15 protein-coding genes are annotated in these 14176 nt (G+C 57.0%); 12 read left to right on the forward strand and 3 right to left on the reverse strand.

The genetic code is table 11. The annotated features are described in order from the left end of the window. Positions 1-6: 6 nt before the first annotated feature. Entirely contained in the window at positions 7-930 is a 924-nt protein-coding gene (locus ACKWJN_RS08965) for a Bug family tripartite tricarboxylate transporter substrate binding protein (RefSeq protein ID WP_408596270.1), read from the reverse strand. Between the two features lie 118 nt (positions 931-1048). Here ACKWJN_RS08965 and ACKWJN_RS08970 point away from each other — a divergent pair, with 118 nt between their 5' ends. After that, a complete protein-coding gene (locus tag ACKWJN_RS08970) occupies positions 1049-1474 on the forward strand; it encodes an acyl-CoA thioesterase (protein WP_408596144.1) in 426 nt (141 codons plus the stop codon). A 92-nt stretch (positions 1475-1566) separates the two neighbouring features. Further along, a complete protein-coding gene (locus ACKWJN_RS08975) occupies positions 1567-2439 on the forward strand; it encodes an alpha/beta hydrolase (RefSeq protein WP_408596146.1) in 873 nt (290 codons plus the stop codon). On the opposite strand, the gene ACKWJN_RS08980 is transcribed toward ACKWJN_RS08975, so the two are convergent. After that, the gene (locus ACKWJN_RS08980; RefSeq protein ID WP_408596148.1) at positions 2436-3656 is read right to left on the reverse strand and encodes a VOC family protein; all 1221 of its coding nucleotides are present in this window, start codon (positions 3654-3656) and stop codon (positions 2436-2438) included. The genes ACKWJN_RS08975 and ACKWJN_RS08980 overlap by 4 nt on opposite strands. A gap of 101 nt (positions 3657-3757) precedes the next feature. Here ACKWJN_RS08980 and ACKWJN_RS08985 point away from each other — a divergent pair, with 101 nt between their 5' ends. The 5 genes from ACKWJN_RS08985 (at position 3758) to ACKWJN_RS09005 (ending at position 8282) form a co-directional block, all read left to right on the forward strand. Further along, positions 3758-4693 carry a dihydrodipicolinate synthase family protein gene (locus ACKWJN_RS08985; RefSeq protein WP_408596150.1) on the forward strand — a complete coding sequence of 312 codons (936 nt, stop codon included), beginning with the start codon at positions 3758-3760 and terminating at the stop codon, positions 4691-4693. Positions 4694-4699: 6 nt separating this feature from the next. Next, complete coding sequence (locus tag ACKWJN_RS08990) at positions 4700-5743, forward strand: Ldh family oxidoreductase (protein ID WP_408596152.1); 1044 nt, start codon at positions 4700-4702, stop codon at positions 5741-5743. 334 nt (positions 5744-6077) lie between these two features. Then, positions 6078-7160, forward strand: a complete 1083-nt coding sequence (locus tag ACKWJN_RS08995; RefSeq protein ID WP_408596154.1) for a BMP family ABC transporter substrate-binding protein — start codon at positions 6078-6080, stop codon at positions 7158-7160. An 8-nt stretch (positions 7161-7168) separates the two neighbouring features. After that, on the forward strand, positions 7169-7810 hold the full coding sequence (locus ACKWJN_RS09000) for a flavin reductase family protein (RefSeq protein ID WP_408596156.1): 642 nt from the start codon (positions 7169-7171) through the stop codon (positions 7808-7810). Between the two features lie 10 nt (positions 7811-7820). Beyond that, positions 7821-8282, forward strand: coding sequence for a nucleoside deaminase (locus tag ACKWJN_RS09005; RefSeq protein WP_408596158.1), 462 nt, complete (start codon positions 7821-7823; stop codon positions 8280-8282). Here the strand turns inward: ACKWJN_RS09005 and ACKWJN_RS09010 are convergent. Continuing rightward, the gene (locus tag ACKWJN_RS09010) at positions 8279-9283 is read right to left on the reverse strand and encodes a Bug family tripartite tricarboxylate transporter substrate binding protein (RefSeq protein WP_408596159.1); all 1005 of its coding nucleotides are present in this window, start codon (positions 9281-9283) and stop codon (positions 8279-8281) included. The genes ACKWJN_RS09005 and ACKWJN_RS09010 overlap by 4 nt on opposite strands. Positions 9284-9567: 284 nt before the next feature. Between ACKWJN_RS09010 and ACKWJN_RS09015 the strand changes: the two genes are divergently transcribed. Genes ACKWJN_RS09015 through ACKWJN_RS09035 form a run of 5 tightly spaced genes read left to right on the forward strand, consistent with a single transcriptional unit; the run spans position 9568 to position 14149 of the window. After that, positions 9568-10335, forward strand: coding sequence for an ABC transporter ATP-binding protein (locus ACKWJN_RS09015; RefSeq protein WP_408596161.1), 768 nt, complete (start codon positions 9568-9570; stop codon positions 10333-10335). Between the two features lie 2 nt (positions 10336-10337). Further along, positions 10338-11039 (forward strand): ABC transporter ATP-binding protein, encoded by a 702-nt coding sequence (locus ACKWJN_RS09020; RefSeq protein ID WP_408596163.1) that lies wholly within the window; start codon positions 10338-10340, stop codon positions 11037-11039. A 43-nt stretch (positions 11040-11082) separates the two neighbouring features. After that, positions 11083-12291 (forward strand): ABC transporter substrate-binding protein, encoded by a 1209-nt coding sequence (locus ACKWJN_RS09025; RefSeq protein WP_408596165.1) that lies wholly within the window; start codon positions 11083-11085, stop codon positions 12289-12291. A gap of 20 nt (positions 12292-12311) precedes the next feature. Continuing rightward, positions 12312-13196, forward strand: a complete 885-nt coding sequence (locus ACKWJN_RS09030) for a branched-chain amino acid ABC transporter permease (protein ID WP_408596167.1) — start codon at positions 12312-12314, stop codon at positions 13194-13196. Then, entirely contained in the window at positions 13196-14149 is a 954-nt protein-coding gene (locus tag ACKWJN_RS09035; protein ID WP_408596168.1) for a branched-chain amino acid ABC transporter permease, read from the forward strand. Before ACKWJN_RS09030 ends, ACKWJN_RS09035 begins: the two co-directional genes overlap by 1 nt. Positions 14150-14176: the final 27 nt, after the last annotated feature.

The raw sequence follows: 14176 nt of genomic DNA on the forward strand, positions 1-14176 counted from the left end.
GCACGCTCACTCGGCTTCAATTTTTGAGCTTTGAACCACCGACTGCCAAGTTTTGAATTCTGCGTTCACACGCTCGCTCAGCTGTGAGGGGTTGAGGTAGTCGGCCGTGGCGCCCTGCTCTTGGGCTTTTTGAACGAAGGCCGCGCTGCGCACCACCTGCTGAATGTCCGCGGTGAGTTTGTCCACCACGGCCTTGGGCATGGCAGCTGGCGCAAACACGGCAAACCACGACGTGGCATTGACCTTGGGATAGCCCGCCTCGGCGGTGGTGGGCACTTGGGGCAAGCTCGACAGACGGTCTTTGCTGGTGACGGCCAGGACACGCAATTTGCCAACGGCGATGTGGGGCATGAACGGCGGCGCCGTGCCAAAGGTCAAGTCAACTTGGCCGGCCAACAAATCTTGCAAGGCCGGGCCCGTGCCTTTGTAGGGCACGTGAACCATCTTGATGCCCGCTTGCTGCTCCAGCATGGCGCCGGTGACGTGCTGCAAGGACCCGTTGCCTGAGGAGGCGTAATTCAACTTGCCAGGATTGGCCTTGGCGTACGCGATCAATTCATCCAAATTTTTGACCGGCAAATCGACCCGCACCACGATGATTTGGGGCGCTGAAATGACATTGGCCACGGCCTGAAAGTCGCTCAAGTCCCATTGCTTCTGGCGGGTCACATGCGGCGAGATCACGTGGTAGCCCGAGTACTGCATCAGCAAGGTGTAGCCATCGGCAGGCGCGCGCTTGACTTGGTTGGCTGCAATGTTGCCGTTGCCACCGCCTTTGTTGTCCACCACGATGGACTGCCCAAGCACGGGGGACAGGGCCTGCGCCAGCATGCGTGCCGACAAGTCGGTGGTTCCCCCTGCGGCGGTCGGAACCACCAGGGTGACGGGCTTGCTGGGAAATGCAGGTTGGGCATGACTCCACAGCGCCATGGTCAAGCCGACCACGCACAGAAGTCCCCAACGGCGTTCAGATGAAAATGTAGGCATTGAAAACTGATCTCCCAAGTCAAGCATGCGTCAACGATGCAGCCCATGATAAAACCAGACCATGAACTCTCATCCCCTGTTTGAAAAACCCATTCGTATCCGGTTCAGCCATTGCGACCCAGCGGGCATCGTGTTTTACCCACAGTACTTGATCATGCTCAACGGCGTGTTGGAGGACTGGTTCACCGAAGGACTGGGCATTGCCTACGACGACCTGTTGGGCGTGCGTCGCGTTGGAACCCCCACCTTGCGTCTTGAATGCGACTTCAAAGCCGTGAGCCGAATGGGTGACATCGTGAGCTTGGGTCTGTCGGTCGAGCGTATGGGCCAGAGTTCACTCACGCTCAACTATGTGTGCCAATGCCACAACAAGGTGCGTTTCTTGGCGCATCAAGTGCTCGTGTTCACCGACTTGAACACCCACCGTTCCATGCCGATTCCAAACGACGTGCGTGCCGCTATCGCGGCCCTCCTGCCCACGGGTTAACCCCCATTTCGCGGGGGCGACACCCACCGCCTTGCATTCACTGGGGCGCACGTAAACTGCGGCAGGTTTAACTCGATGCAAGAACATCACACATGGAACACACCATCAGCTTTCTGTCTAGCGGTCTGACCATTTCTGGCGTGCTGCATGTGCCTGCTTCGGCTTCAGCGCAGACCCCACAAGCCGCCATCGTGGTCTTGCACGGCTTTGGCAGCAACAAGAGCGGCGGCATGTCCAAAGCGGCAGCCGAACTCTTTGCGCAACTCGGGTACATCACCCTGCGCTTTGACATGCGCGGCTGCGGCGAGAGCGAGGGCCAGCGCGGCAAAGTGATTTGCTTAGAACAGGTGCAAGACACCCAAGCGGCCATCGACTTTTTGCAAACCCGCCCCGAGGTGGATGCCAGCCGGATTGGCGTGATGGGCCACAGCTTTGGCGCTGCCGTGGCCGTGTATGCCGCAGGGGTGGACACACGCATCGCGGCTTGCATCTCCACCGGCGGCTGGGGCGATGGTGAGAAGAAATTCCGCAAACAACACGCCTCCCCCGAGGCGTGGAAAAAATTCACCGACATGATGGCCGAAGGTCGCAAGCGCTTGGCGCAAGGTGAGTCGATGATGGTGCCGCGCTATGACATCGTGCCCATTCAACCGGGCTTGCGCACCCAACTTGCCCAGGGTTCAATTTTGGAATTCCCCTATGAAGTGGTGGAGAGCATGTACAACTTCCGCGCCAACGAGGTGGTGGGCCAGATTGCGCCACGCCCACTGCTGCTGATTCATCCCTCCAACGACACGGTCACGCCCACCGAACAGTCGGTCGACTTGTTTGCGCATGCGGGTCAACCGACCGACTTGCATTTGTTTGCCAACACCGACCACTTCATTTTGGGCGAAGGCAATCCCATGGTGATTGACTTGGTGTCGGGCTGGTTGCACAAGAACCTGCCTTTGTCGGTGAGTTAATTCAAGGGTCCTAAAAACACTTCGCCCATGAAGCTGTCGCTTTGTGGGTCGATGACTTCGGGCCAAGTGCTTGGGTTGTTGTGCCACACACGACGCTGCGCTGCAGGACGCGGTTTGCCGTCCCAACCAATTTGTTCCATCTCCCAATACAACTGCAACAGGTTGCCGTCCGGGTCTTGCACCCACACGTGATGGCCCACACCGGGTGAGAGCGCCTGCGGCAAATCGACCGGATGGATCCCTGCTTGGCCTAAAAAATCAACCGCGTGCCGCAGCTGAGCGTAGCTGCCCAACTGCACTCCAAAACCCATCAGGCTGTGGGTGCTGTGGAGCCCCAGCGCACCCCGCAAAGCTTCCGGATAAATCGCCAGGGCATGGTGCTCGGTGTTGGTTCTGAAAAACCAACACCGATGACCCAACACATCGACCTGCTCGGTCACGGCCAATCCCATGACCCGCTGGTAAAAGTCGGCGACCGCCGCGACATCGTCAACGAACAAACGCACTGGGCCAACCTTGCTGATCTTGAAGGGGCGCGCCAACAAAACGCCCTCCACATCAAACACCTCTTCAGGTTGTGAATGGCGGCGGTACCCGTCGGTCAACGACACACCTTGGGAGACACCTTGGTTGACTTCGGCGAACTCAGACCGGTGGGGAATTTGCGGCGGCTGGGTGTAGCGAATGCCATGCATCGACATGGGCTTGGAATAGCCTGACCAACCGATTTGTTCGATGCCGTAATACAACTCGTTGATGTGACCCGCCGGGTCCACAGGGTACAAATGCCAGTTCGATCCGGGGGTGTCGCGTCCAGAACGCAGGACTGGCAAACCTTGGGCTTGGAACCAATCAAAGCAATCGACTACTTCACGCAAGGACGACACCTGCCAGGTGATTTGGTTGATGTTGAGCCGAGGGAACTTGCTGTAGTGCGGGTTGCTGGCAGCCATCGCCGCTTGCGGAAACAACACAAAGGAATGGTGGTCCGTGCCATGGCGGGTGAAGAGTCCGCGCGTCGGACCCACCTGTGCTTTCAGCGCATCGGGCACGCGGGGACCAAAGTCCAGTTCGTCTGAAATTTCAAACCCTAGCAAGCGCCCATAGAACTCGTAGGCCCGATCGACCGAGGCCACATTGATGCCAAAGTGACCCAAGCGTCTGACTTGAAAAGGTCGGGCGAGATGGACACCTGCGACCACATGCTGAGTTGCCATTGACTTGCTCATAAACCGTGTCCCCGAAAGTTTAAGTTTGAAGGATTGTGCCGTTGAAATGGTTTATCCTGAGCCCGCCTCAACAACTCCCATGATGCACCATGACCACTCGCCATAGCTTCTATCCCCACGGCGTCATTCCCGCTGTGCTGCTGCCTTTTTTCGATGACCTCTCGATTGATGAAGCAAGTTACCGCTCGCACTTGCGTGATGTCACCAACGTGCCAGGCGTCACAGCCATCACCATCAATGCGCACTCGACCGAGGCAGGCTCCTGCACCTTTGAAGAACAGCAGCGTGTGCTGGAGATCACCCAAGACGAAGTGGGCGCAACCATGCCCATCGTCAATGGCATTTACACGGACAGCAGCATGGAGGCCCAGCGCTTGGCCAAGATGGCCGATGCCGGCGGTGCCTCTGCGCTTTTGGTTTTCCCTTCGGGCATTTACACCTTTGGCCAACGGCCTGAAATGGCCATTGAGCACGTCAAGCGCATTGCCGATGTGACGGACCTGCCTCTGATCGTGTTTCAGTACAACCCAGCAGGCGGGCAAGGCTACCCCCTCTCTACGCTGATTCGCATGGTCGAAGAAGTTCCCAGCATTGCCGCGATCAAGGACTGGTGTGGCAATGCCCAGTTGGCTTACCGTCAAATCAAAGCCCTGCAAACACGCACGCCGCCGGTGAATGTGTTGAGCACCCACAGCGCTTGGTTGTTCAGCTCCCTGGTGCTGGGCTGCAATGGGCTGCTGTCAGGCAGTGGTTCGGTGATTCCAGACTTGCATGCGCAGCTTTTTCATGCCGTGCAAAACAAAGACCTGGCCTTGGCGCAGCAGCTCCACGACCGCATCCACAGCACAGCCGAAGTGTTTTACACCGACCCGTTTGTCGACATGCACAACCGCATGAAAGAAGCCTTGGTCTTGATGGGCAAGTTGCCACGCGCCGTGGTTCGCCCTCCCCTGGTCAAAATTTCTGACGATGAAATTGAACGCATTCGACACGCACTGATCGACGCGCAATTGCTCAAAGCCTGACCCCCCATGAACCACACCCCCTTGGTGTCAGCGGCACAGCTGCAATCGTTTGTCAGGGCCCTCTTTGTCCAAGCTGGCATGCAGGCTTCAGCAGCCGATACGGTGGCCCAAGCCTTGGTGTGGGCCGAATTGCGTGGCATCGACACGCATGGCCTCAGCCGCGTGGGTCTTTACCTGAACTTCATGCACAAAGGCATCATCAAGACTCAGCCCAACCTCAAGGTGTTGCAAGACACCGTGGCCGTGCAGGTGCTGGAGGCCGATGCCAGTGCAGGCGCTGTGGCCATGCAACAGGCCTGCACACAGGCGATGGACAAAGCACGTGCCGTGGGCCTGGGTTTGGTGATGGTGCGCGACACCACCCACACCGGTGCACTGGGTTACTTCACGCAACAGATGGCACGCCAAGGCATGGTGGGCGTGGCATTTGCCGCTTCGCTGCCTTTGATGGCCTACCACGGCGCCAGCGCAGCCGGTGTGTCCACCGCCCCGCTGTCCATCGCGGTGCCCGCCCCTCACGGTGAGCCCATGATTTTGGACATGGCCTCAGGCGCGGTGTCGATGGGGCAACTCAAGCAGGCCAAAATTTTCAACACCTCGCTGGCACCTGGACTTGCACTCGACGCGCAAGGCCAGCCCACCACCGACCCACAACAGGCCACCATCCCCATGCCCATGTCGGGCCCCAAAGGCTCAGGACTGGCTTTGATGTTTGAAATGATGGCGAGCTTGGTGATGATGAACCCCATCATTGCCGACTACCTGTCCGACCAACCCGGTGGACGCAGGCACCGACAAAACGCTTGGGTGCTGGCATTGGATGTGGCGCGCTTTTGCCCCTTGGATCAATTCATCCACGAGCTTGAACGCACGGTGGACAGCATCAAGCAGTTGCCCACCGCCGATCCCGAGGGCGCGCTGCTGATGCCCGGGGAGCGCGGACAAGCCTGCTACGCACAACGTTTGCAAGATGGCATTCCAATGCCCATGAACTTGATCACCGAGCTCGGTGAGCTGGCCCACGCGCGAGGCGTGGCCGTCCCTTGGTGACGGGCAAGGTCTGTCGCAGCTTGCGCCTGGATCGCGCCCATCTCCATGCGACCATGAATCTTCGGTTGACCTGCGGGCTTTGCACGCTGGCAATGCGCCAGCGCAGTTCAAAGACACACACCTGCTGCCGTGCAGGCCTGCCTGGTGTTGCCGCACTGGCAAAGTGGCATGTCGCACCAAGCCCGTGCCGACTGCACCAAAAACAACTGTTGGGTAGAAGCTGCCCTCTGATTTTTACCTCTATCCATCAATAACTTAGGAAGATTCAAGGGTGGCATTGATTGTGCATCTGCGCACTCAGCCAGAGTTTCCTGGCGCCCTTTTAGGAGTCACCATGAACCCACGTCGTCTATTCATGTCTTCGGGATTGGCTGCTGCTGCGAGCACCCTGTTACCCCAACAGGCCTTTGCGGCTGACAAACTCAAAATCGGCTTCATTTATCCAGGCCCCATCGCCGACTCGGGTTGGACCTACCAACACGATCTGGGTCGCAAAATGGTCGAGAAGGAATTTGGCAGCAAGGTGGAGACGGTTTTCGTGGAGAAAGTGCCCGAATCAGCCGATGCCGAACGGGTCATTCGTGACCTGATTGCCACTGGGTGCAAGATGATTTTCACCACCTCTTTTGGCTTCATGGATCCCACCATCAAAGTCGCGGCTGATTTTCCCAATGTGGTGTTCGAGCACTGTTCCGGTTACAAAACCGCCGCTAACGTGGGGATCTACCAAACGCGCTTTTATGAAGGTGCTTACTTGCTGGGTATCTTGGCAGGGCACAAAACAAAAACCAATGTCTTGGGTTATGTAGCGCCCTTTCCAATTCCTGAGGTCATCCGCAATTTAGATGCCTTCGTTTTAGGTGCCAAAAGTGTGAATCCCAAGGTCACGGCCAAAGTGGTCTGGGTCAACACCTGGTACGACCCCGTGAAAGAGCAAGAGGCAGCGCTGAGCCTGATCAACAACGGCGCTGACATGCTTTATCAAAACACCGACTCCACAGCCGTTGTGCAACTCGCAGAATCCAAAGGCGTCTACGCATTTGGCCAAGACTCTGACATGTCACGTTTTGGTCCACGTGCGCACCTGTCGGGCAACACACTGAATTGGGGCGTTTACTACGTTCACAAAGTACGCCAATTGCTCGAAGGCAAATGGAAGTCTGAAGACACCAAGTGGGGCATGAAAGAAGGGATCGTGCAGGTGGTCAAACCCAACAAAGAAGTGCCCGCTGCGGCACTCGGCGTGTTTGATAAAACCAAAACCAACATCTTGGCTGGCAAGTTCCATCCCTTCACCGGTCCAATCAAAGACACAGAAGGCAAAATGCGAGTTGCTGCTGGCAAGACCATCAGCGAAGACGAAATTTGGCAGATGAAGTGGTATGTGGACGGCATCGTTGGCAAACAACCCACCTGAAAGTAGGGATGACTGAAGTTGACTTTGAGCAAATCAGCGCTTACCAGCGCTACAAGCTGATGGCAAGCCTGATCGTGCCAAGGCCTATTGCCTTGGTCACGACGCTTGGTGTCAATGGGGTGGCCAACGCAGCCCCTTTCTCCATGTTCAACATGGTGGGCGAAGACCCGCCGATTCTGATGCTCAGCATCAACCGACTGACCGATGGGCGGCTCAAGGACACCGCCGCCAACATCTTGAGTCATGGTGAGTTTGTGGTCCACATGACCGACGAAGCCATGGCTCAAAAGATGCACGCTTGTGGCGAAGCACTGCCACCCGAGGTGAGTGAATTGACCCACGTGGGGTTGACCTCTGTGCCGTCACACACGGTCAAACCACCCCGCATCGCCCAGGCTCCGGTGGCCTTTGAATGCGTGCTGCATGAAACGCTGGAAACCGACAGCCGGTATGTGTTCATTGGCCGCGTGAAGTGGCTGACTGCGCGCGACGGATTGATCGACACACAGGCTTGGCGAGTGAACTTAAGGGATTACCACCCCGTCGCGCGCTTCGGGGCCAGCTTTTACACCACGACACGAGACAGGTTTTCCATAGACGACGGGGTCGGTGTGGCAGCCCCCCAATCCACCAGCATTGATGAACTCTGAAAGCCACACCATGTTCACACCTCAAGATGAATTGTTCATGCAAACCGCCATCGACGCCTCTTTGACCGCACACCTTGCTGGCGACATGCCGTTTGGCGCTGTGTTGGCCTCAGCCCAGGGACAGGGCTTGTTGGTGGCCAGAAACAACCAAATCACCAGTGGAGACTGCACGGGGCATGCTGAAATGGTGCTGGTGCGCGAGGCCACAAACATGCTGGGCGCCAAAAGCTTAGAAGGCGCAACCGTGTATGCCAGCGGAGAACCCTGCGCCATGTGCAGCGGCGCCATGTTCTGGGCCAAAGTCAAGCGGGTGGTCTATGCGGCTTCGACCCAAGACATCGTGGACACATTAGGTGCCCCCATGCTGCCCATCACCAGCAGCACCGTGTTGGCCCATGCGTCGCCAGCCATGCACGTTGAGGGCCCGCTGTTGGCCGACAAAGCTGTGGCCATCCTGAGATTGAAAGCTTAATCCAGCGTGATTTTTTGACTCTCGATGAGTCGTCTCCACTGCGCCCGGTCTTTCAACACCAGTTCTTGAAAAGCCTCGGGCGTGCCGCCTCCTGGCTCGGCACCCAAGGTTGCCAATTTGTCGATCACGTCTTTGGATTTCAGCACCTTGTTCAGGGCCTGGTTCAATTTCGACTGGATGTCTTTGGGTAAGTTCTTCGGGCCATAAAACCCCCACCAGTTGACGGATTCGAAATCTTTCAGGCCATACGGCGCACCGATCTCTTTCAGCGTAGGCGTATTGGGCAACAAAGGCGAGCGGTTCTTGCCCAGCACGGCCAAGGCCACCAGTTTGCCGTCTTGCACATGCGACACACCCGAGACGATGCTGTCAAAGAGCACATGGATCTTTCCGGAGATCAAATCTGGAATCGACAAGCCTGAACCTTTGTAGGGCACGTGCACCATCTGCACACCGGCTTCCACCTTGAAGGCCTCTCCCGTCAAATGCATGATGGTGCCGTTGCCCGCAGAAGAAAAATTCAAGACGGTGGGATTGGCTTTGGCAAAGCCAATGAAGTCTTTCAAATTGGCGGCCGGGATGGTCTTGGTCACCAGAAAGATATTGGGGGCCAAAGCGCCGTAGATGATGGGGGTGAAGTCGCTGTCGTAATTGAAAGGCACGTTTTTGTTCAACACCGCCCCAATCGAGTGGGTGCTGGAAGACGTGATCAAGATCGTGTATCCATCGGGCACGGCCTTGGCCACGATGTTGGAGCCAATGTTGCCGCCTGCACCGGCATGGTTTTCAACCACCACAGGCTTGCCCAACACCTCACCCAATTTTTGGGCAATGGTTCTGGCAATCAAATCGGTGGAGCCTGCGGCGGGAAACGGCGTGATCAAGGTGATCGGGCGGTTGGGATAGTCGTTGGTTTGGGCTGACACGGCGGCTGAGGCGCACAACAGCGCGGCCAGGACGCATCGCACGAAGGGGCGCACATTGCATCGAAAAGTTTGCATCAGGTCTACATTCATCACAGGTCTTTCTGTCGTTGGATCACACCCGCTACAACCGCACATTCCATGCCACTCGGACAGTGCGTGACCACGCCATTTTGCGGGCGAATCGCGCCGAACTGGTGCATGGCCCATCCATCCCGGGGCGTTGCGCGCCAAGTACGGGACATCTTGCAGCAACTCAAAGGTCAGGCAAAGGGTTATCCCTCAACCTCTTTTTCGTATAGTCACAAACATCGGGTTGTGGATGACACCAACCCACCCTCTCACGCTGGAACAAAACGTTCGTGGACTGCATCCTAGAAACCAAACAACTGACGAAAGAGTTCAAAGGCTTTGTGGCCGTGGACAAGGTGGACCTGCGCGTCAAACGGGGCACCATCCATGCGCTCATCGGCCCCAACGGTGCGGGCAAGACCACGTGTTTTAACCTACTCACCAAGTTCCTCGCCCCCACCTCTGGGCAAATTTTGTTGGACGGGCAAGACATCACCCCTCTTGCGCCTGCACAAATTGCCCGCTTGGGCGTGATCCGTTCATTTCAAATTTCAGCCGTGTTTCCGCACTTGAGCGTGCTCGAAAATGTGCGCGTCGCACTGCAGCGACAACTGCACACCTCGTTCCAGTTTTGGACCTCTGAACGTTCGCTGAACCAGTTGAACGACCAAGCCATGGCGCTGTTGGAGCAAGTGGACTTGGAAAAGTTTGCGCATCTCAGCGCCGTCGAATTGAGCTATGGCCGCAAGCGTGCGCTGGAGATTGCAACCACCCTGGCCATGTCGCCCAAGTTGATGCTGCTCGACGAGCCCACCCAAGGCATGGGACTGGAAGATGTCGACCGCATTCGCCAACTGATCAAAAAAGTGGCGGCGAGCCGCACCGTGCTGATGGTGGAGCACAACATGGGTGTGGTGTCCAGCATTGCAGACACCATCACCGTGTTGCAACGCGGCGCTACGCTTGCCGAAGGGCCTTATGCCGAGGTGTCCAAAAACCCTGCGGTGATCGAGGCCTACATGGGCAGCACCCAGGTCGAACTCGCTGGAGCACACTGACCATGGCCGCCTGGATTGAAATTGAAAACCTGCACGGTTGGTACGGTGAATCCCATGTGTTGCACGGCGTGAATTTTGAAGTTCACGAAGGCGAAGTGGTCACGCTGTTGGGCCGCAATGGGGCAGGACGCACCAGTACCTTGCGCGCCATCATGGGCTTGATAGGTTCACGCCAAGGATCGATCCGCGTGCGCGGCACCGAAACCATCGACCTGCCGCCCCATCGCATTGCTGGCTTTGGCTTGGGGTATTGCCCTGAGGAGCGCGGGATTTTTTCAAGTTTGTCCGCACAAGAAAACTTGCTGCTGCCCCCGGTGTTGGCGCCCGGCGGCATGAGCTTGGATGACATCTATGCGATGTTCCCTAACCTCAAAGAACGCGCCAACAGCCAAGGCACCCGTTTGTCTGGCGGTGAGCAACAGATGTTGGCCGTGGCGCGCATTTTGCGAACCGGCGCCAAATTGCTGCTGCTGGACGAAATCTCAGAAGGCCTGGCACCGGTGATTGTGCAAAAACTCGCCGCCATGGTGCAGACCCTTCGCAAGCAGGGCTACACCATCATCATGGTGGAACAAAACTTCACCTTTGCAGCACCTTTGGCCGATCGGTTCTTGGTGATGGAACACGGTCAGGTGATTCAAGAATTCACGCAGTCTGAACTTCCCTCTCGGATGGAGCGGCTGCACGAATACCTCGGCGTCTAAGGGCCCGGCTGGTTTTTCAAAAATTTTCAACAGGAGATCCGTCATGAAACTTAAACAACTCGTTGCCGCCCTCAGCTTCGCTGGGCTGGGCATGGTGGGCATCCACGCGCAGGCCCAAGTGTCTGGTGATGTGATTCGCATTGGCTTCATCACCGACTTGTCTGGCCTGTACGCCGACATCGATGGCCCTGCAGGGGGTGACGCCATTCGCATGGCCATCGCTGACCTGGGTGGTGCTGTGGCCGGCAAGAAAATTGAGTTGTTGGTGGCAGACCACCAAAACAAACCCGATGTGGCCGCCGCCAAAGCACGCGAGTGGTTTGACACCCAAGGGGTGGACATGCTGGTGGGCGGCACCAACTCGGGTACCGCCTTGGCCATGTCCAAAGTGGCACAAGAAAAGAAAAAACTCTTCATCGCCATTGGTGCAGGCACTTCTGCCTTGACCAACGAACAATGCAGCCCCTACACCGTGCACTACGCCTATGACACCGTGGCACTGGCCAAGGGCACCGGCGGCGCGGTGGTGAAAGCCGGCGGCAAAAGCTGGTATTTCTTGACAGCCGATTACGCCTTTGGCGCCTCCTTGCAAAACGACACCGCCACGGTGGTCAAAGGCGCTGGCGGCACGGTTGTCGGCGCGGTCAAGCACCCCTTGTCAGCCAGCGACTTCTCGTCGTTCATGCTGCAGGCACAAGGCAGCAAAGCCCAGATCTTGGGGCTGGCCAATGCAGGCGGCGATACCATCAACGCCATCAAAGCCGCCAATGAATTTGGTGTCACCAAAACCATGCAACTCGCGGGTCTGTTGGTGTTCATCAACGACATCCACGCGCTGGGCTTGAAGTCCACCCAAGGCATGTACTTGACCGACAGCTGGTACTGGAACAAAGACGCCGAAACCCGCGCTTGGAGCCGCAAGTTCTTTGAGAAGATCAAGCGCATGCCTTCCTCGGTTCAAGCGGCCAACTACTCTGCTGCGCTGCAGTACCTGCAAGCGGTCAAAGCCTCTGGCACCGACGACTCTGACAAGGTGTTGTCGCAAATGAAGAAAACCAAAATCAACGACATCTTCGCCAAGGGCGGCTACATCCGTGATGACGGTCGCATGATCCACGACATGTACCTGATGCAAGTCAAGACCCCCGATAAATCGGTCGAGCCTTGGGACTACTACAACGTGGTGGAAACCATCAAAGGCGACGTGGCCTTCACCACCAAAGCCGAAACCAAGTGCGCCGCTTGGAAATAACCTGAACCGATTCGCCACCCATGGACATTTTTGGCATTCCCATTCAAGCCTTTCTGGGCCAGTTGTTACTGGGCTTGGTCAACGGCTCTTTTTACGCCATGTTGAGCCTTGGGTTGGCGGTTATTTTCGGTCTCTTGGGTATCGTGAATTTTGCGCACGGCGTGTTCTACATGATGGGCGCTTATGTGGCGTTTGTGTCCTTGGATGTTTTCGGACTGAACTATTGGTTGGCCCTGTTGCTGGGGCCCTTGCTGGTGGGCGCTTTGGGGGTGCTGCTGGAGCGCACCCTGCTCAAGCATCTCTACAAAATTGACCCCATCTACGGCTTGTTGTTGACCTTTGGATTGGCGCTGATTTGCGAGGGCATTTTCAGAGAGTTCTTTGGCGTGTCGGGTCAGTCGTATGCGGTGCCCGAATTGCTACAAGGCGCGACCAACCTGGGGTTCATGATCTTGCCCAACTACCGCGCTTGGGTGGTCTTGGCGTCCCTCAGTGTGTGTTTTGGCACCTGGTTTGTGATTGAGCGCACACGTCTGGGCTCGTACTTGCGCGCGGGCACAGAAAACCCGCAGCTGGTTCAGGCATTTGGCATCAATGTGCCCTTGATGGTCATGCTGACCTATGGCGCGGGCTGTGGCCTGGCCGCGCTTGCCGGGGTATTGGCCGCTCCCGTGATTCAAATCAACCCGCTGATGGGCAGCAACTTGATCATTGTCGTTTTTGCGGTGGTGGTCATCGGCGGCATGGGCTCCATCATGGGCTCCATCATCACCGGCGTAGCGCTGGGCCTGATTGAAGGCTTGACCAAAGTGTTTTATCCCGAGGCCTCCAACATCGTGGTGTTTGTCATCATGGCGATTGTGTTGATGATCCGTCCTGCCGGACTGTTTGGGAAGGAAGCCTGATGCACGCCCCAACCTCCTCCCGTTTGGCACACGTGTGTCTTTGGATCTGCCTGGGCTTGTTGATCGCCGTCCCGTTCATTGGCGTGTATCCCATCTTCATGATGAAGGCCCTGTGCTATGCCATGTTTGCCATGGCCTTCAACCTCTTGATGGGCTTCACAGGACTGCTGTCCTTTGGACATGCCGCATTTTTTGGCGTGGCGGGTTACACCACCGGTTGGTTGATCCGCTCTGCGGGCCTCTCGCCTGAGTTGGGCGTGCTGGCTGGCACGGTCGTCGCAGGCCTGTGCGGCTTGGGCGTTGGGCTGCTGGCCATTCGCCGTCAGGGCATTTACTTTGCGATGGTGACACTGGCCATGGCGCAAATGTTTTACTTTGTGTTTTTGCAAGCGCCTTTCACCGGAGGTGAAGATGGCTTGCAGGGTGTCCCACGCGGGCAACTGCTGGGCCTGGTATCGCTCGAGAGCGACCTGTCGCTTTACTTTGTGGTGCTGGCCGTCTTTGTGGCCTTGTTTTTGTTTGTGGTGCGCATTGTTCACTCGCCATTTGGTCAAGTGCTCAAAGCCATTCGCGAAAACGAAACCCGCGCCATCTCTTTGGGCTATGACGTCAACACCTACAAACTCATGGCCTTTGTGCTCTCGACCGCCATTGCGGGCTTGGCGGGCTCCATGAAAACTTTGGTGCTCGGCTTTGTGACGCTCAACGATGCCCATTGGTCCTTGTCGGGCGAGGTGATTTTGATGACCTTGCTCGGTGGCTTGGGAACTTTTGCAGGGCCAGCGCTGGGGGCTTTCACCATCATCGGTTTGCAAAACTTTTTGGCGGACCAAGTGGGCTCTTGGATCAACGTCATCATTGGCGTTATTTTTGTGCTGTGTGTGGTGGCGTTCCGTCGAGGCTTCATCGGTGAGCTCAAAGCTTGGCATGCCTCACGCCAACAGAACCACTGAAGCGTGGTGAGGGCGGCTCACGCCCTG

Source organism: Limnohabitans sp. (assembly GCF_046052825.1).
GTDB lineage: Bacteria > Pseudomonadota > Gammaproteobacteria > Burkholderiales > Burkholderiaceae_C > Limnohabitans.

Excerpts from the sequence above, each read along its gene's own strand:
- ACKWJN_RS09000 (WP_408596156.1), top strand. The coding sequence starts at position 7,169 with ATGACTGAAGTTGACTTTGAGCAAATCAGCGCTTACCAGCGCTACAAG.
- ACKWJN_RS08985 (WP_408596150.1), top strand. The coding sequence starts at position 3,758 with ATGACCACTCGCCATAGCTTCTATCCCCACGGCGTCATTCCCGCTGTG.
- ACKWJN_RS09005 (WP_408596158.1), top strand. The coding sequence starts at position 7,821 with ATGTTCACACCTCAAGATGAATTGTTCATGCAAACCGCCATCGACGCC.
- ACKWJN_RS08965 (WP_408596270.1), bottom strand. The coding sequence starts at position 930 with ATGGCGCTGTGGAGTCATGCCCAACCTGCATTTCCCAGCAAGCCCGTC.
- ACKWJN_RS08970 (WP_408596144.1), top strand. The coding sequence starts at position 1,049 with ATGAACTCTCATCCCCTGTTTGAAAAACCCATTCGTATCCGGTTCAGC.
- ACKWJN_RS08980 (WP_408596148.1), bottom strand. The coding sequence starts at position 3,656 with ATGGCAACTCAGCATGTGGTCGCAGGTGTCCATCTCGCCCGACCTTTT.
- ACKWJN_RS09035 (WP_408596168.1), top strand. The coding sequence starts at position 13,196 with ATGCACGCCCCAACCTCCTCCCGTTTGGCACACGTGTGTCTTTGGATC.
- ACKWJN_RS08990 (WP_408596152.1), top strand. The coding sequence starts at position 4,700 with ATGAACCACACCCCCTTGGTGTCAGCGGCACAGCTGCAATCGTTTGTC.
- ACKWJN_RS09010 (WP_408596159.1), bottom strand. The coding sequence starts at position 9,283 with ATGCAAACTTTTCGATGCAATGTGCGCCCCTTCGTGCGATGCGTCCTG.
- ACKWJN_RS08995 (WP_408596154.1), top strand. The coding sequence starts at position 6,078 with ATGAACCCACGTCGTCTATTCATGTCTTCGGGATTGGCTGCTGCTGCG.
- ACKWJN_RS09030 (WP_408596167.1), top strand. The coding sequence starts at position 12,312 with ATGGACATTTTTGGCATTCCCATTCAAGCCTTTCTGGGCCAGTTGTTA.
- ACKWJN_RS09025 (WP_408596165.1), top strand. The coding sequence starts at position 11,083 with ATGAAACTTAAACAACTCGTTGCCGCCCTCAGCTTCGCTGGGCTGGGC.
- ACKWJN_RS08975 (WP_408596146.1), top strand. The coding sequence starts at position 1,567 with ATGGAACACACCATCAGCTTTCTGTCTAGCGGTCTGACCATTTCTGGC.
- ACKWJN_RS09020 (WP_408596163.1), top strand. The coding sequence starts at position 10,338 with ATGGCCGCCTGGATTGAAATTGAAAACCTGCACGGTTGGTACGGTGAA.